Below are 23,765 nucleotides of genomic sequence, written 5' to 3'. Positions count from 1 at the left end.
ATTACCTTAACGAGAACGGATCATGTCACGTTCAGCATACTTATAGAGTAAAAGTCCCAAAAAGTTTACAACGAACATCCATTCTAAAAAGTACCAAATATCAATATGATCGGCTGGATAATTGGGTGCAAAGGCGTGTCTAATCAGCTCAATATTGTGAATAAAAGGGTTATAAAGTAAATAACTAAAATATGGTTCAGGGATAATATGAATCGGGTAAATGATACCGGATGTGAAATACAGTATGGTAAACAATATAGTAATTACTTTACTGATTTCGCCACCATAATATCCCACAACCATCATAATCAGAGCAACGCCAAAGCTAAATATAAATAGCGTTATCCAACAAAACAATACAATGTGAAGGTTTTCTAAGTTGGCATAAATATCGAAAAAAGCCAACCCTAGAAGTAGTAGTATAGATGTAAAAAAATAAATCACCAGTTCTAAAAATGAGCGTGCAATAATCACATCAATGTGTTTAATTGACCGGTACATCAATAAGCCTTTGTTAGCGTCGACTGCTCCTAGAGCTCTCGTTGCTATCTTTTGGAACATTCGAAAAGGAACCATTCCCGCAACTAAGAATAAAGAGAAATCCATTCCCGGCAAAGCGCGTTCCATGATCACGCCAAAAATCACTAAAAATATTAATATTTGGAAAAGGACTTCAAGCGGCGCCCAAAGATAACCCAAACGATATCCACCAAAGCGAGTCTGTAACTCACGCATGAGCAATGCATGGAAGGCTGCACCCATGACTTTAAGGCCACTGCGATGCTTGATAGGACGATAAGGAGGTAGTTGGACAGACATGGCGTTACAGGACTTTACCGAAAACAGCCCCTATGATAAGTAAGCGCGACATAAGTTACAAGATTTAATCTGTATACAAACAGATAAACCTATGATTTAGTAAGAAATCTGTAAGTAATTGTCATCCAAAACGCTATTTATCAATGGCTTCTAGTTTATAAAACCCTTTATTTCAGGCAAAAAAAAACCAATCTCGATAGATTGGTTTTTTTAGTACTGCTATATATGGTGGCGATGAAGAGACTTGAACTCTTGACCTCACGATTATGAGTCATGCGCTCTAACCAGCTGAGCTACATCGCCGTTTTAGGCTGCACATTATGCCCAAGCTGTTGACTGCCGTCAACCCCTAATAAGCATTTTTTGCAAAAAAACGAATTTAATTCAAATTAATTGCAACTATTACTACATCAAACAATAAAAAAGGTTTGGTAAACCGATAAGCCGGGTTCTGTCGTGGACGATCATTCCTCTAGGCGTATCATCGCTAATACGCTCAAGCAACCTACCCGCATCGAACGCGGGCCGCGCCATGCCGATGCCTATTTGGTCTTGCTACGCGTGGAGTTTACCATGCCGTGAACTGTTGCCAGCCACGCGGTGCGCTCTTACCGCACCCTTTCACCCTTACCGATAATACCCTAAGATACTAAAGGCGGTCTACTCTCTGCTGCACTGGTCGTCAAGTTACCCTGCCCAGCTGTTAGCTGGCACGCTGCCCTATGTAGCCCGGACTTTCCTCCCCTGCTCATCTGTTGCCAGTGTGCAGCGGCGATCGCCTAGTCTACCAAGCGCGCTAGTATAGCAAACTTATGACTACCTGCGCATGTCTTTTGAATTTATTTTTAAAGACAACATAAACAGGCTAAACAAAATTTTCTGGCAGTGTTTCAATATTACCGACCACATTATCTTTTAGATATGGTATCTGTAGCCAATGCGCTGCGGGATAATGATTGTCCAAATATTTTCGTAGAAATTCAATAGTGCTATTTGCGATTTCAGTATCCGTTTGCTCAGTATCATCATGAATATGATTATAAATTACGCTATGTACTATTAATCCGCGCGACTTTATAGCTTCTAAACTCAGCAACGTATGATTGATGCTGCCCAATCGACCAGAGGTGACCAAAATAACTGGATAGCCTTGCTCAGCAATATAATCTAATATTAGTAGATTCTCTGTGATCGGTACAAGTAAGCCACCTGCACCTTCTAGTAGTACCGCATCGTAATGTAACTGTAAGCGCTTGGTGGCGTTAGTAATCATATCAGGATCAAGTGTTTCCCCTGATAGTTTAGTAGCCAAATGAGGAGACGCAGGCTTTTTATAACGATGAGCACAAGTCGTAAAATCGAGGTCACATGGCTGCAGAGGTATGTCCATTAATTGACGATGCGTAATAATATCATCAGCGATATTCATCTCACCATTATCTGGATTTATCGATACACCCGTCTGTACTAGCTTTTGAGTGATGACATTTAAGCCTTGCTGCATAAGGGCTTTAGCAAGCAGCCCAGTAGCATAAGTTTTACCTATATCGGTATCGATACCAGAAACAAATAAAACACTCATGATTGACCTCGGTCTTCTAAATACATACGCACTACTTTTAGCAGCGCTTGGCATAAGGTAGTCAGCTCATCAACAGTAATCACGTAGGGTGGCATGATATACACCAGCTTGCCAAATGGTCTGACCCAAATACCATTATCAATCAACAAAGATTGAAATACAGGCATATCAACCGCTTCATGCAACTCAATCACAGCAACTGCGCCCAAACAACGTACCTCGACAACACCGTCTAATAACGCAGCAGGCGCTAGCTGCTGTTCCATAATAGTCTGCATGTTTGCGGTACACGCTTCAATATCATAAGACATAATCAAATCAATCGATGCACACGTAACCGCACAAGCCAGTGGATTGCCCATAAAGGTTGGGCCATGCATCAGCGCTGGATAGTCACTATTATGGATGGTATCGGCAATTTTTCGGGTACATAGCGTGGCGGCAAAAGTCATATAGCCACCCGTTAGCGCCTTGCCAATGGTCATGATATCAGGGCTAATAGCTGCATGTTCACACGCAAACAATTTACCACTACGACCAAACCCAGTGGCGATTTCATCCGCAATCAATAGTACATCGTACTCATCGCACAGTTGACGCAGCAATTGTAGATATTCAGGACTATAAAAACGCATCCCGCCTGCACCCTGGATAATCGGCTCAATAATAAAACCCGCCAACTGCTCACCATACTCGACAAAAAACTGAGCTAATGATTCACGCTCATCCACTGTCAATGCGCGATCAAAGCCAAGTGGCGGCGCAGGGACAAAATGCTGCATCGGTAACTGCTTGCCATATAGACTGTGCATTCCATTAATAGGATCACAGACACTCATGGCATGCCACGTGTCTCCGTAATACCCTGAATGGGTTGATGCAAACTGCTGCTTGTTTGGATGCTTAGCAGCTACTTGATATTGCAGTGCCATTTTTAGCGCCACTTCTACCGCAATACTGCCACTGTCAGCATAAAAAATCGCATCAAGTCCGGCAGGTACAATGTCGAGCAGTTTTTTGCCCAAATCTATCGCTGGCTGATGGGTTAACCCACCAAACATGACATGCGCCATTTTACCCAACTGCTTAGTCAGTGCGTTATTCAGTTTTGAATGGTTGTAACCATGAACGCTCGCCCACCATGACGACATACCATCGATCAGGCGAGTACCATCTTCGGTGATGATATAAATACCTTCGGCACGATCAATTACGATATTAGGATAAGTGGGTGGCAGGCTGGCATAAGGGTGCCAAAGATGTTGCTGATCAAAGTCATTTGTGACTTGGACGGCTTGCGTGGTTGTTGTTTCCATGGTCATCGTGTTGTCCCTAAAACGTTGTAAACCCAAACGTCATCAATCGCTTATAGATACTTTATTGACCCGTAATACGTTTGTATTTAGATAGCAGGTCGCTTTCAGTCTCGACATGATTGGGATCGTGAGGAATACAGTCGACTGGACAAATCACAACACATTGTGGCTCGTCAAAATGTCCAACACATTCTGTACATAGATCAGGGTCAATGACATAGATATCATCCCCTTCTGAGATGGCTTCATTGGGGCAAGCAGGCTCGCACACATCACAGTTGATGCACTCATCAGTGATTAATAGTGCCATGAACTGTTCCTTATATTTTTGCTTATATCAGTCATATATGGCTGCTCCTTACTGTTTTAGCAAGTGCTAGCAGCATATCTTTGATACAGCATCTTTTATTTGATATTTAACTTTTTGTCGAATGCTTGCAAAACACAGGGTGGAACGAATTTATTGACGTCACCGCCAAGCTTAGCAATTTCGCGAATCATGGTAGATGAGATAAATGAGTAATTTTGAGATGGGGTCAAAAACACTGCCTCAAAGTTTTCATCAAGCTCACGATTCATATTAGCTAGCTGAAACTCGTACTCAAAATCTGACATCGCTCGCAAGCCACGCAAAACTGCCGTGGCGTTTTTTTCACGCATAAAGTCAACAAGCAGCCCTTCAAAACCAATCACAGATACTTGCGGTAAATCAGCAAACACGGTTTCGACCAAAGCAACGCGCTCTTCAAAATTAAACAAGGGTTTTTTATGATGGCCTGAGGCAACCGCGATAACGACCTCATCAAATAGCTTGACGGCGCGTGTGACCAAATCTACATGACCATTAGTAATAGGATCAAAGGTACCAGGGTATAGAATTTTGGTATGTAGCTTTGAGGAATTGGGAGAAATAGAGTGGCTCATAGCATGACTGATATAATCGGTGATATTAGGCCATATGCTAGCAAATTTTGCTCAAACTTAATACTTATCTGCTACATTTGTCCTAATAGCTGATTTACCTTTTCATCAGAGGCTTTGATACAATAGGCAGTTCGACTCATCCATCTCATAATCGAAATAAAAAACAAGACTATTTATTGGATTAGGATGAGGAATTAGTGGGACTGATTAAATAAGGAGCCTATGTTTTAGGTCATCCTTATGGAGAAATTATGTCAAAAAAATCAAAAAAGCCAGATAATCAGATTTGCGCCAATAAAAAGGCGCGTCATGAGTACTTTATCGAAGAAACCTTTGAGGCAGGACTGGCATTACAAGGTTGGGAAGTCAAAGCCATTCGTGCAGGAAAAATGACTATCACCGAAGCGTATGTCATATTCCGCAATAACGAAGCTTTCTTATTCGGGGCGCACATTCAGCCATTACTATCGAGCTCAACGCACGTTAGTCCAGACAGTATTCGTACCCGTAAACTGCTGCTAAATCGTCGTGAAATCGAGAAACTATCTGGGGCAATCAACCAGAAAGGCTACGCTTGTGTACCGCTGTCTTGCTACTGGAAAAACTCATTGGTGAAATGCCAAATTGGCCTAGCATTGGGTAAAAAGCAGCATGACAAACGTAAAACGCTAAAAGATCGTGACTGGGAACGTGATAAGCAACGCGGCTTTAAGCAACATTTAGATTAAGTGTTATTTAATCTATATAAAGAAGGACGACTCAATATTTACTGAGCCGTCCTTTTTTGTTGTTTGTGACGTTTAATAAAATAGTAACCTTTATAATATCTAGCCAGTGGCTTTCTATGCCATTTGCTCTTCTAGAGACGCTGCTGTCTTTCTGCTAGCCTGACGCAATTGCCTAACACCATGCGCAATCAAACACGCAATACCTAGCCAAATCAGACCATAGCTATAGATCATCGCTGACTCAAATGGGTTACCTAGTACGGTCACTGCCAAAATAAATAGCAACGCAGGTTCCAAATAGCTCATCATGCCATAGACGTTAACTGGTAGCATTTGACTGGCATCAATATTGGTCTTCATCGCCAAGACACTGAGCACACCCAAACCTATTAGCATCATGATAAAGAAACCAGAGCCGCTAACCAATGCCAAACTGCTTGGGGCAAAGAAGAACAAGTAAGCCAGCGCAAAGGGCGCAAATATCGTTAAATCAACCAACAACCCAGTCACTGCACCGACTCCCTGCAGTCGGCGTAAAATGTAATAAACCGGATACGTACCGCATACCCATAGCGTCGCCCAAGAGACACTTTGGGTACGAATAACTTCGCTACCCACACCCAATGCAGCAAAGGCTACTGCCAACCATTGCAAACGGCTTAGTTTTTCGCCAAAGAGGACACAACCAAACACCACCATCATTAACGGGAATAAGAAGTATCCCATCGCGGTTTGCACACCTTGGCCATTCACTGGCCCCCACATAAATAACCAAAACTGGCTGAGAAATATCGGTGTAGGTAATAGCAACCAAGCCCATTGCTTAGCGCCTTTTAACACTTTCAATTTATCAATGTGTAATCCTAGACGTCCACTTACCATCAGGTATCCAACCAACGCTGCCCACATTGCGAGCATACGCCAGATAAAAACTTGCGTCCCTGATAATGGCGCTAAAAAACTGCTATACGCATAGAGTACGCCAAATAGCACATTAGACAATATGGCAAAAGACACCCCTAATATCAGAGTGCGTTGTTGTGCGCTACCTGTCGTCCAAATCGCAGGTAGTGGCAAACGTGCAGCAGTCGTTGCTAGGGTATTAGCGAATACATTGGAGAACATTGAGATAGACATGATAAGCACCGTAGATATTAATAGATGATAAAAAACCAATTGCTAGCTCTTATTTTGAAGCAGCTCTAATTGATATGATCTATTTTACTAGGCTGCTTTGATATATTATCTCTATATAGATATATTTATGAATAAAAATATCAAATACATGTCGTATAAACTATTATTTTCTTATATTAAACTTTATAGTGATAATATTTATAAAAAAAGATAAAAACTGCCGTTATTAAGGATGTCCTGATATGAGCCATACTTTAGATAATATTGATAAAGCTATTTTGAACTTGCTACAAGATGATGCGACATTACCGCTTAAAACTGTCGCAGAGCAAGTGCATGTATCTATTGCGACGGCGCAGCGGCGTATACAGGCGCTCATAGATAGTGACGTGATTACCAAACAAGTAGCCATCGTCAATCCTGACAAAGTGGGCTACGGTCTGACAGCAGTGGTAATGATAGAAATGGAGCGCTCTAATACCTCAATGCAGCATCGGTTTGAGCGCCTAATGGATGCGCAATCACGAATCATGAGCTGCTATGAAGTATCGGGCGATTTTGATTTTATGTTGATGGTCAATGCAAAAAACATGAGCGACTATCATCAGTTCACTCGCAGCTTACTGACTTACGAAAATAATGTACGCAATTTCAAAAGCCAGTTTGTGATGAACTTTACTAAGAGTGGAACTAAAATTACCCTAGATTAATTATAGTTAATCCGTCTAAGCTACACTTACCTATCATATGACAATGGATGATGAGTAGCTAAGTTGCCTCTACAGCCTGTACGATATTCACCAGACATCCGAGAAGAAATAAAAACTCGATAGTTAATTTCGTAAGCCCATTTTTTGGACAAGGAAGCCTAATCATGACTGACCATACAAACGCTGCTAATAAAAACATGAAAGCGTCACTAAAACCATTAAACCCATTAAATTCAAAAAAGGTAATAGCAGGCGCCTTGTTTGCCGCGGTACTAGCCAGCTCTGGCTGTGCGACTAGCTCATTGTTAGAAAATAGCGGGCATGTCACCACAAACACAACGAAGCAGATACTGTCTGAAGATCAAATTATTGCCTTTGGTCGTCCTGCTCAGGCGTTACCAAAAATGCCAAACGCGTCAATGGTTATCGTAGGAGAGAAGAACAGCTACGTCCTCACCCAAGGTGGGACAGAAATGGTGAACTTACTGAGCAATCTCACGCAAAAAAATATTCAAGTGGATAACGACATGAGCTTTCATGTACCCAACAACGATGGGTACTTCCAAGGTGAAATGAAACTGTCTTATGCTAAATTAAAAGATGAGTTTGGACGCTCAGACTATCAGTTCTTTTTGCAAAATAATGGTAAAGAGTGCACCTCCGCGAGCGATCAACGTATCAATGCTCAGCGCTTCTGCTTTAGCGTTCCTGTCAAAGGCGCTATCTATCCACAAGTTAGTAACTTAGGGTTAATTCAGTCAAACTATCGCGCACTGACCAAACCATATACGGTAAGCTTCTATACACAGACTCAGCAAGATGTCGTCACTCGTAGCGGTCCAAATGGCGCACAAAAGCTAGTATTACTACCCTTTGCCCTTGCCTTTGACGTAGTTACTTTCCCGCTTCAGTTATTAGATTAAATCGCTAACTATTAGACTACTCATCGTCTAGCATCAAGTTTCAAGGTGCGTTATGAAAGCTACATAATGAAAGCTAAGTTATAAAAGCCCCTTTATATAAGGCACGTTATCGAAAGGTATTTCGCACCCAACCGTAACATGCCTGCTTCATATCTTAGAATAACTTTTCGACCAGTGTTTTCGGGTAATTTTGTTTTGCCTTCTCTGCCGCTCGAAACATCATCTCATCTGCTTCGACAGGACCTGCAACATCGCATAAGCATACATAAGCCAGCTGCATCAAATTATTTAACAGGTGCTCATTATCAGGTACAGACGGACGATTGCCTTCTAAAAACCGACTGATGTTAAGACTATGCCCTTTGAAGGTGCGTTCTTGCGAAACAGTTTGGTGCATGGTCAGAAATAGGTTGCGACTTTCTGTTTCTGATAGCTGACTGCGCAGTGCTTCTATGGCAGTATAAAATGCCAAAACCAACTCAGAGACAGGGACTGGCGCTTTGATTGCTTTATTATGACCATTATGGCTATTGTGACTATCAGACTCGACTGTTTGCTGACTGTCCGTTTGCAACGTAGCCCAAAAGCCTTTCCTAATGTCAGACTTATAAGCTTGCAGCTCAGGATAGCGCCGTGTCGCATCCAAGACGCACTGTTGCATCATTTTTACTGAGACAGTCGAGTATCGCTGCCACTGTGATTTAAGCAGCCGCACCTCTTCAGGGTGTAGATAATCGGCAAGCACTTCTGCCATTGCAGTCACAGCTTGGTCTACGGATTGAGTATCAATATTCATCAGCTCGCTCCTATAAATGCCGCTCGGTTAAACTCTTGGAATCAAACATTTGCTTCTGGAACTCAGGATAACCAAGCTCTGCATGCTCGGTATAATCAAGACCGCGCTGCTCATGTAAGCGGCTGGCTTTTAACCCGAAGCTTAGATCAATCAGCTTATACATCACCAGACCCAATCCCAGCCCCCAGCCTAACGCCACACCAACGCCCAGCGCTTGTACACCAAGCCGTGATAAGTTAAACAAATCTCCTGTATAAAACAATCCTGCGGCGAGCGTACCCCATGCCCCGCCAAAGCCATGTACTGCTACTGCCGATACTACATCGTCTACTTTGAATTTTAATAACGCTTGCGATGATAAGATATACACCACTGAAGCGACCGCACCGATAATAATGGCAAATACAGGCGTTGTGGTCGCGCAGCCTGCGGTAATCGATACGAGACCAATCAAACTGGCATTGACACTATCGCTCAGCAAAATGGCTTTGTTAAGCGTACGAGAGATAAGCATATAGCTCACCACTGCACTCACTGCTGCGACAAAAGTATTGACTGCAATTAGACCAATATTGCCAGTGATAGACAATGTCGATCCAGCATTAAAGCCGAACCAACCAAACCATAAGATAAATCCGCCTAACGCCAGCAACGTCATGTTATGCCCTGCGATGAGTCTTGGTGTGCCATCAGGTGCAAAGCGGCCTAATCTTGGGCCAATGACCAAGATGCCTGCTAATGCCAACCAACCACCGATAGAATGCACAACAGTAGACCCAGCAAAATCAATAAAACCAAGCTCAGCTAGCCAGCCCGTCCCGCCAAAGTAACCACCCCATACCCAGCTGGCAAACACAGGATAGATAAACAAACAAATCAAACAGGCGGCAACCGCATAGCCAATAAAGGAGACACGCTCTGCCATTGCACCACTCGCAATCGTCACCGCTGTCGCTGCAAACATCATCTGAAAGAACATCAGTGCCCAGTCCATATTGGACAACGCGACTGGCATAAAATGATCCGTACCGACGAATCCGGAGTGATTGGTACCCATCATTAGCCCAAAACCAACTAAGTAGAACGCCAGACCACCGATACACATATCGGTGTAGTTTTTCATCATCACGTTTACCGCATTTTTCGCTCGTACTGAACCGCTCTCAAGTAGAGCAAAACCTGCCTGCATAAAGAACACCAATACCCCGCCCCAGATAATCCAAGCGATGTTTTGATATTCGAGCAGCTGCGCCACGGTCAATGTGTCAGTCTCAGCAGCTTGGGCGCTACTTATCATTGCAAACGATAATGTACTTAGTACCAGCTTATTACTTAGCGATGCTCTTAATAGTTGTAATAGTTTTAATAATGTCTTTATCGTGTCCAGTCCAACAGAGGATGTTCTCATTTTATCTCCAAACACTTATCTAGCCGTTCAAATTTTATCGGTGCACTATTTTTACTCATTAATGCACACAAATAAGCCCTAATAAGGGTGGAGCAAAACCTGTGCCAAAATCTACTATTAGGAATTAAAGAAAATCATAAATATAAGAAAACAAATGACTAGTATCAGCCAAGTCGGTATTTTGATAGTTATGCTTGTGACGATGTAAGCATAAATTGAACTAGGGTAGAGAATGATTGTTGGAAGTAAGTTTGATTGAACTGATAATGTGACTGTTCTGTCTAGACTGTTTTTGCCATTATTTTGCTGTGCGGATAGCTTACTTTGCATGAGCAGTTTATCTCGCGCTATCAATAACTTATCTGCAATCGTCACTCATAGAATAGGTCGCATAGTGAAGGCGATTCATGTTAAAATGAGCGCTTTTAAATTCGCCTTTATTATCATTGGGTAATAAGGGCTGTATTTTTAGTGCCATTTTTCTAATTAACAGGTCCGCCCATGTCTGCCGATACCATCGCCCGCACTGCCTTTAAACAAGGCACCAAGCCACTTTATGATTATGACAAACACTGGGCGAGCTGCTACGAGCCGGCGCCTTATCTACCGATGAGCCGCAAAGAAATGGACGATTTGGGCTGGGATGCTTGTGATGTCATCATCATCTCAGGTGATGCCTATGTCGATCATCCAAGCTTTGGTATGGCCATCATCGGTCGCCTATTAGAGTCACAAGGCTTCCGTGTTGGTATCATCGCTCAGCCAGATTGGAAGAGCAAAGACGCCTTTATGGAACTGGGCAAACCTGTCTATGCGTACGGCGTAACCGCGGGCAACATGGACAGCATGATCAACCGCTATACCGCCGATCGTAAAATCCGTAGCGATGATGCCTACTCGCCTGGTAACGTGGCAAACAAACGCCCTGATCGCGCGGCTATCGTCTATAGCCAGCGCTGCCGTGAAGCCTATCCTGATGTGCCAATTATCTTAGGCGGTATTGAAGGCAGTCTACGCCGTATCGCTCATTATGATTATTGGTCAGACAAAGTTCGCCGCAGTATCTTGTTGGATGCGCGTGCTGATGTCTTACTATATGGTAATGCTGAGCGTGCAATCGTCGATGTGGTACATGGTCTGTCTAAAGGCTATAGCTTTGAGCAGATGAGCAAATTGCGCGGTACGGCTTACTTATTGACCCCGACTCGTCGCCACTGGCAAGAAGATATGACTGAGGTCGCGAGTAACGATGTCGATACCGTTGGCCGTGTCGATCCAATCATCAACCCTTATGTAATGACCGAAGACGTTGATAGCTGTTCAATTGAGCAGAGCAAACCATCGGACTCGCCTGTTGGCCAAGCCATGCCTTCATCTATGTCATCACAATATCAGGGCTTTGTTGCTGAGCCAGTTGCCAATAAAGTCATCAACGCTGAACAAGTCGATGAAGAGACGCAAGTGGTGCAAATGCGCGGCTTTGATAAGCCAATGACCGCACGTAAGCATAAGCTAAAAATGCCACCACGCGAAAAGACAGTGATTCGTCTGCCTGACTATGAGCATGTCAAATCTGACCCTGTACTTTATGCTCATGCAAGTCGTATCCTGCATTTAGAGACCAATCCAGGTAACGCCCGTGCGCTCGTACAGCGTCATAGCAGCGGTGCTGGTAACTCGCATACTTCTATCGACGTTTGGCTCAATCCGCCACCAGTGCCACTCTCGACAGAAGAGATGGATTATGTGTTTGACCTGCCGTATGCACGCCTGCCGCATCCAAGCTATGGCGATGCGCGTATCCCTGCTTATGACATGATCAAATTTTCGGTCAATATCATGCGCGGCTGTTTTGGTGGTTGTACCTTCTGCTCGATCACTGAGCATGAAGGCCGTATTATCCAGAGCCGTTCAGAAGATTCAATCTTGCGTGAAGTAGAAGCCATTCGCGATACCGCACCGAACTTTACTGGTGTGATATCTGACCTTGGTGGCCCAACAGCCAATATGTATCGCCTCAGCTGTAAAGACGAAACGATTGAAAAGAACTGCCGTAAGCCATCTTGTGTCTATCCTGATGTCTGTGAAAACCTAATCACTGATCATAGTAATTTGACCAAGCTATATCGCAAAGCGCGTGATATCAAAGGCGTGAAAAAAATCCTGATTGCTTCAGGCTTACGCTATGACTTGGCAGTAAAAGATCCTGAATATGTGAAAGAATTGGTCAGTCATCACGTCGGTGGTTACCTCAAGATTGCGCCTGAGCACTCTGAAGAAGGCGTGCTATCGAAGATGATGAAGCCGGGCATGGGCAGTTATGATCAGTTCAAAGCCATGTTTGAGCAATTCAGCCAAGAAGCGGGCAAAGAGCAATATCTGATTCCTTACTTCATCGCCGCCCATCCGGGAACTAAAGATGAAGATATGATGAACCTTGCGCTTTGGCTCAAAAGTAATGGCTACCGTGCTGACCAAGTACAGGCGTTTTATCCAAGCCCAATGGCGACCGCGACTACCATGTATCACACGCACAAAGATCCGCTACATAAGGTCAGCCGTGATGAAGGTGACATGGATATCGTCAAGTCTGGCAAGCAGCGCAAACTGCATAAAGCGTTCTTGCGCTATCATGATCCAAAAAACTGGGTACTACTACGTAAAGCCCTGCAAGACATGGGTCGTAGCGACTTGATTGGTAAAAACCGTGGTTGCTTGATTCCACCATTTAACGCCAGTTTAGAAGGGCGTGATGCCGCGCAAGATACTTATCAATCAGCGCGCAAAAAGAATAGCCGTGTTGGCAATGACTCAGTGAAGCGCAGTAATGGCTCGTCAAACAGCAATGCGTCAGCTAAAGGTGCAGCAGGTAAAAATGCTGTCGGTAAAAATAGTAAGAAGAAAGTGAGTAAAGGTAACTTCCAGACGCAGCATACTGGTCTGCCACCACGCAAAACCAAGTAGTGTTCACAGCAAATAGTGTTCATAGTATAAAAATGCATGCTCAATATAGAGCGTGTTAAGTAAAACAAAAAAGCGCCTATCAGCCACTCGTTGATAGGCGCTTTTTTACGCGCTAATTTCATAGATGCACATTTCAAACTAACACTGTTTACTTTTCACCCTGTCGCAGATTACAAGTTACATTAGACAGCGGTTGGGTAACGAAGCTAACAGGTAACGAACAATTTCTAACATTGAAATGGTTCGTTTTCGCTACTATAACCCTCATATGCTAAACGCATCATTAAGAACAAGTAAATGACAACAGTGAAAAGCTTTGGAGAGCACTATGAAAATGATAACTAAAATTGCGACTACCCTACCAGTTCTTGCCCTATTGAGCGCTTGTGCGACTACCGCACCAACTACCCCAGATGCAACTGATACGCCAGTTCCAGAAAAAGTAACCGCTGCCTATGATCGTATGGCACCAGCACCATACACCTGTACCGATGACAGCAAAATCATGGCAAAGCAATCTATCAATAAAGAACAAGTGATGCTCAACGTCACCTTGCCAAAAGTAAAATGGGCCGATCAGCCAATCATCTTAAACGGTAAAGTGAAAGGCGAAGTCGCAAGCTACGTAAATGACTCAAACCCAGAAGTCGTCTATGCATGGCATATGAAAGGTGACAAAGGTATCTTTGCGATGAAGTGGGCTGACGGTAAAGAATACCAAGTAAACTGCCAAATCTAATCAGTTAGAGATACGCTCATATCGTAATAGACAAATAGTCGCAACAGCAAAAAAGCAGTCATCATATAGTGGCTGCTTTTTTATGCTTGTTCGTTTGATACGCGTATAAAGACGGCTATAAAAAATAGTATCAGATAGTTGTATAGTCAGTTCAATATAATTTCGATGCAAGGAAACCGAGTGCAAGTTATATATTAGTATGCTTAGCGAGGATGACGATGTAGCAGATTTATATAGACTTGACTATACAGTTGATTCAATTTAAAAGTAGTACAAGGCAATCGAGTGCAGATATAACTGTGATACTGCAAGCGAGGTTAACGCTGTCATTCTTTTATAGAGGATTAGACTATATCAAAACTGACCATCTAATGTATTTCGCTAGAGAAGCACAAGGAAAGCTGTCAAAATAGCAGGTAAAGCAAATCAATCATAATCGATAATCAAAAGGGTAACTTGATGGCAAAGCGTCTGATAAGTATGATGGTAATTGCAACGGCAAGCATGTGGGCGCTGACAGGCTGCGATAACGCTACCGATTCTGTCGATGCCACTGAGCAAACTGCGGAGACAGCAACAGATCCATCCGCACCAGCAGCCGACACCATCGACTGGTCACTGGTAGATAGCGGTGCGAAGCCTGCTGACCCTACCAATTATAAATATCCGTTTGCGATCGATAGTCAAAACGTCCGAGACTATGCAGATTACTTCAAAGTGGACGCTGCGACCGCTCAGCATAATCTAACAGTGAGCATGGCAAGTAACGAAGCACTATCGAAAGCATTAGATCAACTCAGCGAAACCTATATCTCACACGAGCTAACCGATGGCAATGAGATGACGCTTATCATTCATACCACGCCTGATGTCGCTGCCAGTCGCTATGATTATGTGCTGTCTGATGACTTTGCTAAAGGACTGGTACTACCTATCGTGATTCAGCCAGATGGTAAGAAAGGCGATGTGAAAGCGCATGGTGAAATGGTGGAGTAGAATGCTAAGATATATCTCATCGTTATATATACAGCAAGGTTTTTATGCAGAAGTCTGGGGTAATGATTCAATTGGTTTTTTATAGCGTTTTTCAGATAAATTAAAGTAGTTTATTTCTCTAGGTGCGCTGAGCGCACCCTACGCTCCATCACTTGCGTCCGTCCATATTTAAGTTAGCATAACCATCGCCAAGCATACGTTTGGGCGCAATATATTCAAGTAGAAAATTTTCGGGGTTGTCAGTACCGCAGTTGGTATTGTGAACCATGATCTGATAAGTACCACCAATACAGTAGGTATGGTAATCCTCAACTTCAAGGTTATATACCGTCGTGGTATAAGGAATATAAGACTCTGTACCATCATCATGAGTGGTGACATTGTAGTTATCGCAGGAAATGTCCGCATATCGAAATGCACCGAAATATTCATTGATATCGTCCATATTAAACAATGTCCCTTTGCTTAAACTTTCCTCCATATCTTCAGTATCTTCTACAGCGTGAGCATAGTAAGGTGTGGCATGCATCCATGCCATATTATCGACCTGATCACTCCCATACTGGTATAAGGGTTTAGCGGCTATTACTGCATAATGATTGCCATTTTCTGGATTCAACAGTATATCTCCAAACGTTAGCTGGTCTGCACGTCTCCATTTAGGTGTATCAAGTAATGCTAAATCCTCTGGCGGTCCAACGAGCGAACGATCTCGGTCAGTATGATATCCTTTACCCACGATCATAAAAGGGTGATTAGGCGTGACACCAACGTGTCTTGGTGTCATTGCATAATGGATATCCCCTATATCTCTTACATCTGTTAGAGCTGGGCGCGTGATATCAATAAATCCAACGTACCATATCTCTTTGTCTTCAAACTTAAAGGTTTTGGTCACTCGTTTAAAGACAGGCTCTCCGATACCATTTTCAGGTGCTGATAGTACTTTGTCACCTACCTCGATATCTTGTATCGGTTTATAGCTAAACCTATTTGGCCCCTCTACTCTGACTGATGTTCCTTTAACAAAACAACTAATTTCGCGCTGGCTAGCATCTTGTGTTATCGTTTTCATAAAGGATTATCCAATGTTTGCAAGTGGTAGCGTCCAGCGCATCTATAAATCTCAGTTGAAGCTAAATCTACGCCCCAACCATCGCCAAAAACTCTTCCTCACCCACAATTTTCACACCCAGTTTTTCTGCTTTGGTCAGTTTAGAGCCAGCCTTATCCCCTGCCAATAGCGCAGTGGTTTTTGTCGAGATGCTACCCGAGACTTTCGCACCCAGCGCTTGTAGTTTGGCTTTGGCTTCATCACGCGCCATGCTATCGAGCACGCCTGTGATGACCCACGTTTGCCCATCGAGTGGTAGCCCTTCTGATGCGACCTGCTCGACCTTATCCCAATAGACGCCAGCTTCACGTAGTGCAGTAATGACTTCGATATTATGCGGGGCACGGAAGAACTTATAAGTCAGCTCAGCGGTGATTTCTCCGACATCTGGCGTTTTTATCAAGGTCTCAATACTGGCCGACATTAGGCTATCTAAATCACCAAATTGCTGAGCAAAGTTCTGTGCTGTGCCTTCACCGACACCGCGAATACCTAGCGCGTAAATAAAGCGAGCCAATGTCGTATGCTTGCTGGCTTCGATAGCGTTGATGATATTTTGTACCGATTTTTCACCCAATTTCTCAAAGGTGACCATCTCATCTGCATGATTGTGCAACTGATAGATATCAGCGACCGTTTTGACCAGACCATGCTCAAAGAAGCTAATCAACCAACTGGCACCAAGCCCATCGATATCCATGGCACGGCGTGAGACAAAATGAATAAGCGCTTCCTGCTGCTGTGCTGGGCAAAACAATCCGCCCGTACAGCGCGCCAATGCCTCGTCTTCTGGCAAGACGACAGGAGAGTCGCAGACAGGGCAAATAGAGGGTAGCGTGACCGGCTCACTATCGGCTGGGCGCTGATCATGCCAGACACGAGTGACTTTTGGGATGACATCGCCTGCACGGTGAACGCTGACCGTATCGCCTGCACGCACATCTAAACGCTGAATCTCACCAAAGTTATGCAAAGTGACATTGCTGACGGTGACGCCGCCAACTTTGACAGGTTCAAGCTTACCGACTGGGGTGATTTGACCCGTACGGCCGACTTGCCACTCGATATCGTTGAGACGTGTCATCACAGTCTCGGCAGGGAATTTATAAGCAGTCGCCCAGCGTGGCTCGCGTGATAGGTAGCCTAACTGCTGCTGTAACGCAAGGCTGTTTACCTTGATGACCATGCCATCGATTTCAAATGGCAGATCGCGACGCCCTTCTATCACAGACTCATAATAGGTCTGTGCGGCGCGTGGATTTGCTACGACTTCTACGGCGCTGACCGTAAATCCAAGCTCGGTAAGCCATGCCAACGCCCCTGACTGAGTGTCGATAGTATCTGGCAAACCTTGATTGACCGAATAGCCATAGAAAGCCAATGGACGACTGGCTGCTATCGCTGGATCTAGCTGACGTAAGCTACCAGCGGCGGCATTGCGCGGATTGGCAAAGGTTTTGCCTTCATTCTCTTCTGCCAGTCGATTGAGACGCTCAAATCCTGCCTTTGGCATTAATACTTCACCGCGCACTTCTAACAATTCAATATCAGCTGCATCGGCTATCCATAGTGGTAAGTTACGAATGGTTTTGGCATTTTGAGTAATATCTTCACCGGTCTGCCCATCACCGCGCGTGACTGCTTGGACAAATTTTCCGTGCTCATATTTCAGTGAAACCGCCAGTCCATCAAGCTTTAGCTCCATCTCGTATTCAGGGTTTTGCTGCGAGTCGCTGAGACGATCATTGACGCGGCGCATAAAATCGCGCAAATCATCATATTCAAAGACATTGCCTAGCGACAGCATCGGAATGTCATGCGTAACTTGGGTAAAAGCTGATAACGGCATATCACCGACTTGATTGATTGGGCTATCTGGCTGCACTAAATCTGGATATTCCTCTTCAATCTCAAGCAACGAGCGGCGTAATTGGTCGTACTCGCTGTCTTCTAATATCGGATTATCGAGCACGTAATAGGCATAGTTATGCGTCTTAATCGCTTCAATAAGCGCACGCATTTTTGAGACAATCTCTGTATTATTATTGGTACTACTATCGGTAGGACTGGGTATATTAGAGGTCGCAGGTGCTTGGCTTTCTACTTGAGCAGATGAATTTTTAGAATTATTTGATGAGGTAGAGTCAGTCATAGTCGGCGTCTTTTTTGCAATTCAAGATGTCGATATGATAACAAGTTTGTAGGAAGCTCGGTATAGTCAATCCTATATAAATCAGATACTGTGTCAGGCTCGCTCAGTCTACTATCTATGGTTAGAATTTTGCAGAAACTATAGCTCAATAAAAAGGGCAAATAAAAAAGGCAAATAACGTTAATCGCTATTTGCCCTTTTTATGATTTCTAATATTAGTCAGCTTTTAACTTTCGTAGCTTTTGGCTTTCAAACCGTTAACCTTCGTAATCACGAACTTGGTTACGCAGCTGCTGCTTGTATTCAGGCGTGATTGGTTCGTTCTCTTCATCCAGCATAATCGCGTCAAGGTCGCTTGCCATCATGTAAGCAATGCTCATCATGCTATCGAAGCTGCGTACGGCTTGTGGATGCGGCAATGATAAGAACACGACGACACCGTTATAAGTGTTGGTCGCGACACTATGCGGATCAAACGGTGCGATACCGCTATCAGTAATGCCCATCATACTAAACCACAGCATACCCGTGCCGTCTTTTTGCTCATAGCGATGGAACATATTCATCGCACCATAGCGTAGACCATATTTATCAATCAATGCTAGCAGGTCACGACCACGGATAATCGCCGCTGGACGATCGCGATATTGGTGCGGCAAGATGGTGATATTGATATTGTCTTTAGCATTAATCAATGGCCCGTTTTGCGCGTCATCACCTGACTCTGATAGATGCTGATCCAGTATCGGGCTGTTGTCATCGAAGCTTGGCTCTTCTGCCGTATCGATGGTTGGCATCAGGCTATCAGTCGCTGACATTAGGCTAGAGAACGCATCAGGCTCTTGCTCGATATGTATCTGATCGGCGACTTCTACAAACTCAGCACTATCGGCACGGCGTTGCTCTTCTTGCCAGCGCGCGTAGTCCGCTTCATCGATGACGTCATGGTCTTCAGTTGCTATATGATCACGCTCAGCCGTTAGTTGAGCGTCAACGTTGGTATGTGCTTGCGTCAATGGCTCTTCTTCAACCACAGCATCCAAGTAGCTACGATCTGGACCGATACTCGTCTCACCTGCAACCGTATCATCAAGGTCTGGCTGATCGACGATGTTGCGCTCGTGACGCGGTATGATCGGAATACCATTTTTATCATAATTGACCGCAGCAGCTTCGGTAGCACCGCGGCGCTTAAAGCTACGAATGACCATAAACAGCCCTGCGAGCACGATAAACGCGGCAATGGCAATCAATATAAACTGAATAACGGTCATGATAAATACATCCTAGTATATATAACAAAAGGGAATACACAAACGAGCATAAATGGCAATATTCTAGCATGGCTGACCTATATCGTCACCACATTGTGTACTTTATAACCAGTATGCTGGACTGAGGTCAAGCTTATTTGCATTTATGCCAACTGATTGATTATATTTGCATCGCGCTGATTCTCATAGCACTTTTAATATCGACTACTTCACGCTTAGCTCTCTACGTAACGCACAGCTTCATCAAGCGACACGCTGACTAGTGTAGAAATGCCTGCACTTGGCATAGTGATACCTTTTAGCTCATCAGCAATTTGCATCGTCAATTTATTATGACTGATAAAGATAAACTGTAAATCATCTGCTAGCTCATGGATGAGACTGGTAAAGCGCGCGACGTTGGCATCATCAAGCGGTGCATCGACCTCGTCAAGCACACAGAACGGTGCGGGATGCTGCTTAAATATCGCAAAAATTAAACTCAATGCAGTAAGGGTTTTTTCACCACCCGACAGTACCGCTAAGCGACTGTTGCGTTTGCCCTTCGGCTGCGCCATCAAGGTAAGCCCTGCCCGCCACTGCTCTGACTTTGGCGTATTGGCTGGCATCTCGTCGGTGTTCAGTGTCAGGCTAGCCTGTCCACCGCCAAAGACTTTGGCAAATAAATTGGCCAGCTCATTATTGACCGCATCAAGCGTCTGCATAAACAGTGTCTTGGTCGTCTCATCAATAGAGGCAATCGCTTCAGTCAATGTCTGCATACTTGCCGAGATATCTGCCGTCTGCTGTGCGAGTGGATCTAGGCGCTCGTTTACCTCAGCCAACTCTGCGACCGCTGCCAAATTGACTGGCCCAATCTTGCTCAACTGCTGGGTCAACTTGGCGCGCTCAGATTCAAGCTCAGCGATTTTGTCTGGACGGACGCGGCGATCATGAGCGATAAAATCTGCTAGCAAGTTTGAGACGCTCATGCTTTGTTGAGGTTGCTCTGCTGGTGCCTTATATTTATGACTTACACGATAGTAGGCATCTAAAGCGCTCTTCGTGTGCGCGCTAGCATCCTCTAACCGTGCCGCGCTTAATGCCAGCTCAGTAGCATGACGGGCAAGCTCGCTTTGCTGCGTGTGTAATGTGTTTTGCAATGTATCAAATGCTGTCTGCTGCTCAGTATAAGTTTGTTTTAGTACCGTTAGCGCAGTATCGCGCTCGTTCAATAGCACTTGCTGCTCATCTCGCGTTACCTGTGCAGACTGTAGCGCTGCTTGTAGCTCTGGCAACTTGACCTGCTGCTGCTCGTGACGAGTCTGTAGACTCTGCTCATTCTCTAACGACTTGTCATGTTGCTCAGTTGCACGAGCCAGACTGCTAACGCTATGCTCCAAGCGCATCTCATACTGCTGAATACGCAGCTGTAATGCTTGCCAAGCGTCATCATCAGCTTGACGCGCGCGGTTTAGCTCGCTGCGCTCAGCTTGCAGTTGCTGAGTTGTCGCTCGTGCCCCTGCTATTTGCGGCGTTAGCGTAGCAATCTCGCCTTCAATATGCTGTTGTTCTTGCTCAAGGGTTTGTTGCTCTTGTGCCAGTTCTTGCTTTTCTTGCTCAAGAGTTGCTTTGTCAGCGTTCAGGCGCTGGCTATCCGCTTGCAACCGCTCAGCATTGGCTCGCTCGGTCGTCAGTTGCTGCTGGTATTGATGCTTATCACGGGTTAACTGCTCAGCTTGCGCGCGCGTTTCTTCCAAGCTAACCATTAACGCATCATAATCGCGCTGGTCTTTTGCAATCGACTTTTGCTGTTCTTGTATTTTGGTTTCAAACTCATCAAGCAAGTCTTCTAACGCTTGCAAACGAGTGCGCTGCTGCAAACGCTGCGTGAGAAATTGACTGCTGCTATTACTTTGACTATCTTGCGCACCAGCGAATTTGCTTAAATTAATCGTTCCATGACGACTGATGAGCCAACCATCTGCGGTGAGCAATATCGCTGATGGCGGCAATGACTTTAGTACATCAGTAAGTGTATCAATCTCATGCTGCTCACTAGTCTCAAACTGCGCTGTGTATAGATAACACTGCTGCCATAGCGAGAGTAGCGGCTGAGTAATCAACTGCGATAATGGCAATACTTTATCAATCAAATTGTCTGGCAATTCGCTGACAAATTCTTGGTCACTAATATCATTTTGCGCAGTAGGCAACCATAAGCTATGACCCGTCTCTATTGGAGTTTTATCTTTTGCACTGGCAGGTGTATTTTGTGCCGTTTGATAAGTCAGTAAATCTGTAATGTCATGCTCAAGCGCTTGCCATAAGCTATCAGTTTTTTGAGAAACGTCAGTAGCATTATCAACGCTTGATTGCTTTGTTTGATTGGCTTGTTGGTTAGCAACCAGCACATGGCTGTCTAGCCATAATGCCAAGATATTATCGAGTAGCGGCGCATGTTCCTGCCCTTTGGCACTTAGCTCAACCTGCTCACGTAGCGTTGCAATGGCTATCGGCTGATGATGTGTGCCATCGCTATCTACATTATCTGTCGCGATAACTTTCGACTTTGCTGATTGCTGCTGTGTAGGTTTTGGATGCAGTATCTGATGCAGGGTATCGTATTCGCCTGCCAACAGCGCATGACGCTTTTCATCATTGCTCAGCTCGCTCTGCTGTGCGTTTAGTCTCTGCTGCAAACTATGCGCTTGCGGTTGTATCTCGGATAATCGTTCATCGACGGCTTCGTATTGACGCTCAACCTGCTGCAACTGCGTGTTTAGCTCAGTGACTTGCTGTTCTAGCAGTTGACTTAGATCTTGTGCATTATCCGTCTTACTCATAACGATACTGTCAGATGGCGCTATAGACTGCTGCAATTGCTGCCAGAGGTTTTGCCAATTTTGCTCGCGGCGTTGCCACTTATCATAGCTTTGCTGGTGGCGCTTTTGTGCTTGGATATTAATCGCCTGCTGCTGCTCAAGCGTGCGAGCCTTGTCTTGCAAGCGTGACAGATTGTTTTGCGCTTCGTGCCACGCGCGTTGTAGTGGCTGCTCATTGCGCTTATAGTTATTGCGTTTATCTGTCAGCTCAATAAGCTGCGGACGTAACGCTTCTAATGCTTGATTCTGCTCAGCTTGTTCAGCGTTGAGCCGTTCGATATCAGCGAATGATTGCTCGCGCTGCTGTGCTAAATGAGACAGTTGCTGCTCAATGGCTGCCAGCTGTGCAGTGGCATCACTCAATTGATGCTCAGCGTTTTGGTAGCCCAGCTGCTGCTGATAATGCGCGCTTTGGGCGTCATCTTTGAGCCATTGCTCTTGGTTGATACGAGCGGTAAGCTTATCTTGCTTAGCTTTTAGCGTGTCATAGTCGGCTTGCAGTGTTGACACTTCAGCCGTACTGCGCTCATGCGCTATTTTTTGCTGCTGCTGATTGTGCTTGGCTTGGTAGAGCTGCTGAATAGCGAGCTGCTGCTCAATATCAGCCAAGCTGAGAGAGATTTCCTCGTAACGCTGCGCACTAGCAGCCTGCTTAGACAGTGTTTTCTGCTGGCGTAATAGCTCGCTTTGCATATCGTGCAGGCGCGCTAGATTGTCTTTTGTCTTCTCTAACTTTTTTTGCGTTTCTTCACGGCGAGCCTGATAGCGCGAGACACCTGCCGCCTCTTCGATAAACTCACGCAGCTGCACAGGACTAGACTCAACGATGCGCCCAATCATGCCTTGCTCAATCACCGCATAGCTACGTGCACCCAACCCTGTACCTAAAAACACATCGACCACATCACGGCGACGGCAACGCGTACCATTGATAAAATAATCTGAGCGGCCATCTTTATTTACCTGACGGCGAACCGATAGCTCTTGGTACAAGTTAAACTCGTGGCGAATACCAGTCTGCTCATCTTGGGTATGCTCAAAGGTCAGCTCGACACTGGCGACACTTTTTGCTGTTTTATCTTGCGTACCGGCAAAGATAACATCACTCATCGCCCCACCGCGCAACTGCTTGGCAGAGGTTTCGCCCAGCACCCAACGGATGGCATCAATCACATTGGATTTGCCACAGCCGTTCGGCCCGACGATGGCAGTGATACCATGACGAAAAGTAAAAGTGGTTGGATTGGCAAAAGATTTGAAGCCTGCCAGCTTTAGGGATTTTAAACGCATGAATAGTCAGTTGATATGGCGAAAACAGG

General features: G+C 44.8%; 18 protein-coding genes, 1 tRNA gene and 1 other RNA gene. 6 read left to right on the top strand and 14 right to left on the bottom strand.

Features of this window, described 5'->3' with window-relative positions:
* Positions 1–6: 6 nt before the first annotated feature.
* The 7 genes from JMX91_RS04620 to coaD all read right to left on the bottom strand — a co-directional run bounded on the left by JMX91_RS04620 (position 7) and on the right by coaD (position 4,641).
* Positions 7–762: an ABC transporter permease gene (locus JMX91_RS04620; RefSeq protein WP_227679270.1), complete on the bottom strand. Its 756-nt coding sequence runs from the start codon at positions 760–762 to the stop codon at positions 7–9.
* Positions 763–1,045: 283 nt separating this feature from the next.
* Positions 1,046–1,122 (bottom strand) — tRNA-Met (locus JMX91_RS04615).
* Between the two features lie 121 nt (positions 1,123–1,243).
* Positions 1,244–1,610, bottom strand: an RNA gene (gene rnpB, locus JMX91_RS04610) — RNase P RNA component class A.
* Between the two features lie 74 nt (positions 1,611–1,684).
* A complete protein-coding gene (gene bioD / locus JMX91_RS04605; RefSeq protein WP_413786769.1) occupies positions 1,685–2,401 on the bottom strand; it encodes a dethiobiotin synthase in 717 nt (238 codons plus the stop codon).
* Positions 2,398–3,723 (bottom strand): adenosylmethionine--8-amino-7-oxononanoate transaminase, encoded by a 1,326-nt coding sequence (gene bioA, locus JMX91_RS04600; RefSeq protein ID WP_227679269.1) that lies wholly within the window; start codon positions 3,721–3,723, stop codon positions 2,398–2,400. The genes bioD and bioA overlap by 4 nt, the downstream gene beginning before the upstream one ends.
* 55 nt (positions 3,724–3,778) lie before the next feature.
* Complete coding sequence (locus JMX91_RS04595; RefSeq protein WP_021814308.1) at positions 3,779–4,027, bottom strand: YfhL family 4Fe-4S dicluster ferredoxin; 249 nt, start codon at positions 4,025–4,027, stop codon at positions 3,779–3,781.
* Between the two features lie 95 nt (positions 4,028–4,122).
* A complete protein-coding gene (gene coaD / locus JMX91_RS04590) occupies positions 4,123–4,641 on the bottom strand; it encodes a pantetheine-phosphate adenylyltransferase (protein ID WP_102078894.1) in 519 nt (172 codons plus the stop codon).
* Between the two features lie 251 nt (positions 4,642–4,892).
* Here coaD and smpB point away from each other — a divergent pair, with 251 nt between their 5' ends.
* Positions 4,893–5,369 (top strand): SsrA-binding protein SmpB, encoded by a 477-nt coding sequence (smpB, locus tag JMX91_RS04585; protein ID WP_057758370.1) that lies wholly within the window; start codon positions 4,893–4,895, stop codon positions 5,367–5,369.
* A 114-nt stretch (positions 5,370–5,483) separates the two neighbouring features.
* Here smpB and rarD read toward each other — a convergent pair whose 3' ends face one another.
* The gene (rarD, locus tag JMX91_RS04580; RefSeq protein WP_265089161.1) at positions 5,484–6,506 is read right to left on the bottom strand and encodes an EamA family transporter RarD; all 1,023 of its coding nucleotides are present in this window, start codon (positions 6,504–6,506) and stop codon (positions 5,484–5,486) included.
* Positions 6,507–6,748: 242 nt separating this feature from the next.
* On the opposite strand from rarD, the gene JMX91_RS04575 reads away from it, so the two are divergent.
* Both JMX91_RS04575 and JMX91_RS04570 read left to right on the top strand, forming a co-directional pair.
* Positions 6,749–7,216, top strand: a complete 468-nt coding sequence (locus JMX91_RS04575; protein WP_114701186.1) for an Lrp/AsnC family transcriptional regulator — start codon at positions 6,749–6,751, stop codon at positions 7,214–7,216.
* A 164-nt stretch (positions 7,217–7,380) separates the two neighbouring features.
* Positions 7,381–8,139: a hypothetical protein gene (locus tag JMX91_RS04570; protein WP_201547914.1), complete on the top strand. Its 759-nt coding sequence runs from the start codon at positions 7,381–7,383 to the stop codon at positions 8,137–8,139.
* 154 nt (positions 8,140–8,293) lie between these two features.
* Here JMX91_RS04570 and JMX91_RS04565 read toward each other — a convergent pair whose 3' ends face one another.
* Both JMX91_RS04565 and JMX91_RS04560 read right to left on the bottom strand, forming a co-directional pair.
* The gene (locus JMX91_RS04565) at positions 8,294–8,935 is read right to left on the bottom strand and encodes a hypothetical protein (protein ID WP_201547913.1); all 642 of its coding nucleotides are present in this window, start codon (positions 8,933–8,935) and stop codon (positions 8,294–8,296) included.
* Positions 8,936–8,945: 10 nt separating this feature from the next.
* On the bottom strand, positions 8,946–10,232 hold the full coding sequence (locus JMX91_RS04560; protein ID WP_201547964.1) for an ammonium transporter: 1,287 nt from the start codon (positions 10,230–10,232) through the stop codon (positions 8,946–8,948).
* 612 nt (positions 10,233–10,844) lie between these two features.
* Between JMX91_RS04560 and JMX91_RS04555 the strand changes: the two genes are divergently transcribed.
* From JMX91_RS04555 to JMX91_RS04545, 3 genes are all read left to right on the top strand, one after another.
* Positions 10,845–13,307 (top strand): YgiQ family radical SAM protein, encoded by a 2,463-nt coding sequence (locus JMX91_RS04555; RefSeq protein ID WP_201547912.1) that lies wholly within the window; start codon positions 10,845–10,847, stop codon positions 13,305–13,307.
* Between the two features lie 328 nt (positions 13,308–13,635).
* Positions 13,636–14,046 (top strand): hypothetical protein, encoded by a 411-nt coding sequence (locus tag JMX91_RS04550; RefSeq protein ID WP_201547911.1) that lies wholly within the window; start codon positions 13,636–13,638, stop codon positions 14,044–14,046.
* 459 nt (positions 14,047–14,505) lie between these two features.
* Positions 14,506–15,042: a hypothetical protein gene (locus tag JMX91_RS04545; RefSeq protein WP_201547910.1), complete on the top strand. Its 537-nt coding sequence runs from the start codon at positions 14,506–14,508 to the stop codon at positions 15,040–15,042.
* 148 nt (positions 15,043–15,190) lie between these two features.
* Here the strand turns inward: JMX91_RS04545 and JMX91_RS04540 are convergent, their stop codons facing one another.
* The 4 genes from JMX91_RS04540 to JMX91_RS04525 all read right to left on the bottom strand — a co-directional run bounded on the left by JMX91_RS04540 (position 15,191) and on the right by JMX91_RS04525 (position 23,736).
* On the bottom strand, positions 15,191–16,117 hold the full coding sequence (locus JMX91_RS04540) for a hypothetical protein (protein WP_201547909.1): 927 nt from the start codon (positions 16,115–16,117) through the stop codon (positions 15,191–15,193).
* 67 nt (positions 16,118–16,184) lie between these two features.
* Entirely contained in the window at positions 16,185–18,176 is a 1,992-nt protein-coding gene (gene ligA, locus JMX91_RS04535) for an NAD-dependent DNA ligase LigA (RefSeq protein WP_227679281.1), read from the bottom strand.
* Positions 18,177–18,565: 389 nt separating this feature from the next.
* Positions 18,566–19,582 carry a cell division protein ZipA C-terminal FtsZ-binding domain-containing protein gene (locus JMX91_RS04530; protein WP_201547908.1) on the bottom strand — a complete coding sequence of 339 codons (1,017 nt, stop codon included), beginning with the start codon at positions 19,580–19,582 and terminating at the stop codon, positions 18,566–18,568.
* Positions 19,583–19,797: 215 nt separating this feature from the next.
* The gene (locus JMX91_RS04525) at positions 19,798–23,736 is read right to left on the bottom strand and encodes an AAA family ATPase (protein ID WP_201547907.1); all 3,939 of its coding nucleotides are present in this window, start codon (positions 23,734–23,736) and stop codon (positions 19,798–19,800) included.
* Positions 23,737–23,765: the final 29 nt, after the last annotated feature.

It is taken from the genome of Psychrobacter sp. Pi2-1 (genome assembly GCF_904846645.1).
In the GTDB taxonomy this organism is placed as follows: Bacteria; Pseudomonadota; Gammaproteobacteria; order Pseudomonadales; family Moraxellaceae; genus Psychrobacter.
This window is presented reverse-complemented; position numbering and strand designations above follow the sequence as displayed.

Excerpts from the sequence above, each read along its gene's own strand:
- JMX91_RS04550 (WP_201547911.1), top strand. The coding sequence starts at position 13,636 with ATGAAAATGATAACTAAAATTGCGACTACCCTACCAGTTCTTGCCCTA.
- bioD (WP_413786769.1), bottom strand. The coding sequence starts at position 2,401 with ATGAGTGTTTTATTTGTTTCTGGTATCGATACCGATATAGGTAAAACT.
- JMX91_RS04595 (WP_021814308.1), bottom strand. The coding sequence starts at position 4,027 with ATGGCACTATTAATCACTGATGAGTGCATCAACTGTGATGTGTGCGAG.
- JMX91_RS04565 (WP_201547913.1), bottom strand. The coding sequence starts at position 8,935 with ATGAATATTGATACTCAATCCGTAGACCAAGCTGTGACTGCAATGGCA.
- rarD (WP_265089161.1), bottom strand. The coding sequence starts at position 6,506 with ATGTCTATCTCAATGTTCTCCAATGTATTCGCTAATACCCTAGCAACG.
- JMX91_RS04540 (WP_201547909.1), bottom strand. The coding sequence starts at position 16,117 with ATGAAAACGATAACACAAGATGCTAGCCAGCGCGAAATTAGTTGTTTT.
- ligA (WP_227679281.1), bottom strand. The coding sequence starts at position 18,176 with ATGCGTGCGCTTATTGAAGCGATTAAGACGCATAACTATGCCTATTAC.
- JMX91_RS04560 (WP_201547964.1), bottom strand. The coding sequence starts at position 10,232 with ATGATAAGTAGCGCCCAAGCTGCTGAGACTGACACATTGACCGTGGCG.
- JMX91_RS04525 (WP_201547907.1), bottom strand. The coding sequence starts at position 23,736 with ATGCGTTTAAAATCCCTAAAGCTGGCAGGCTTCAAATCTTTTGCCAAT.
- JMX91_RS04620 (WP_227679270.1), bottom strand. The coding sequence starts at position 762 with ATGGGTGCAGCCTTCCATGCATTGCTCATGCGTGAGTTACAGACTCGC.
- JMX91_RS04530 (WP_201547908.1), bottom strand. The coding sequence starts at position 19,582 with ATGACCGTTATTCAGTTTATATTGATTGCCATTGCCGCGTTTATCGTG.
- JMX91_RS04545 (WP_201547910.1), top strand. The coding sequence starts at position 14,506 with ATGGCAAAGCGTCTGATAAGTATGATGGTAATTGCAACGGCAAGCATG.
- JMX91_RS04555 (WP_201547912.1), top strand. The coding sequence starts at position 10,845 with ATGTCTGCCGATACCATCGCCCGCACTGCCTTTAAACAAGGCACCAAG.
- bioA (WP_227679269.1), bottom strand. The coding sequence starts at position 3,723 with ATGACCATGGAAACAACAACCACGCAAGCCGTCCAAGTCACAAATGAC.
- coaD (WP_102078894.1), bottom strand. The coding sequence starts at position 4,641 with ATGAGCCACTCTATTTCTCCCAATTCCTCAAAGCTACATACCAAAATT.
- JMX91_RS04570 (WP_201547914.1), top strand. The coding sequence starts at position 7,381 with ATGACTGACCATACAAACGCTGCTAATAAAAACATGAAAGCGTCACTA.
- JMX91_RS04575 (WP_114701186.1), top strand. The coding sequence starts at position 6,749 with ATGAGCCATACTTTAGATAATATTGATAAAGCTATTTTGAACTTGCTA.
- smpB (WP_057758370.1), top strand. The coding sequence starts at position 4,893 with ATGTCAAAAAAATCAAAAAAGCCAGATAATCAGATTTGCGCCAATAAA.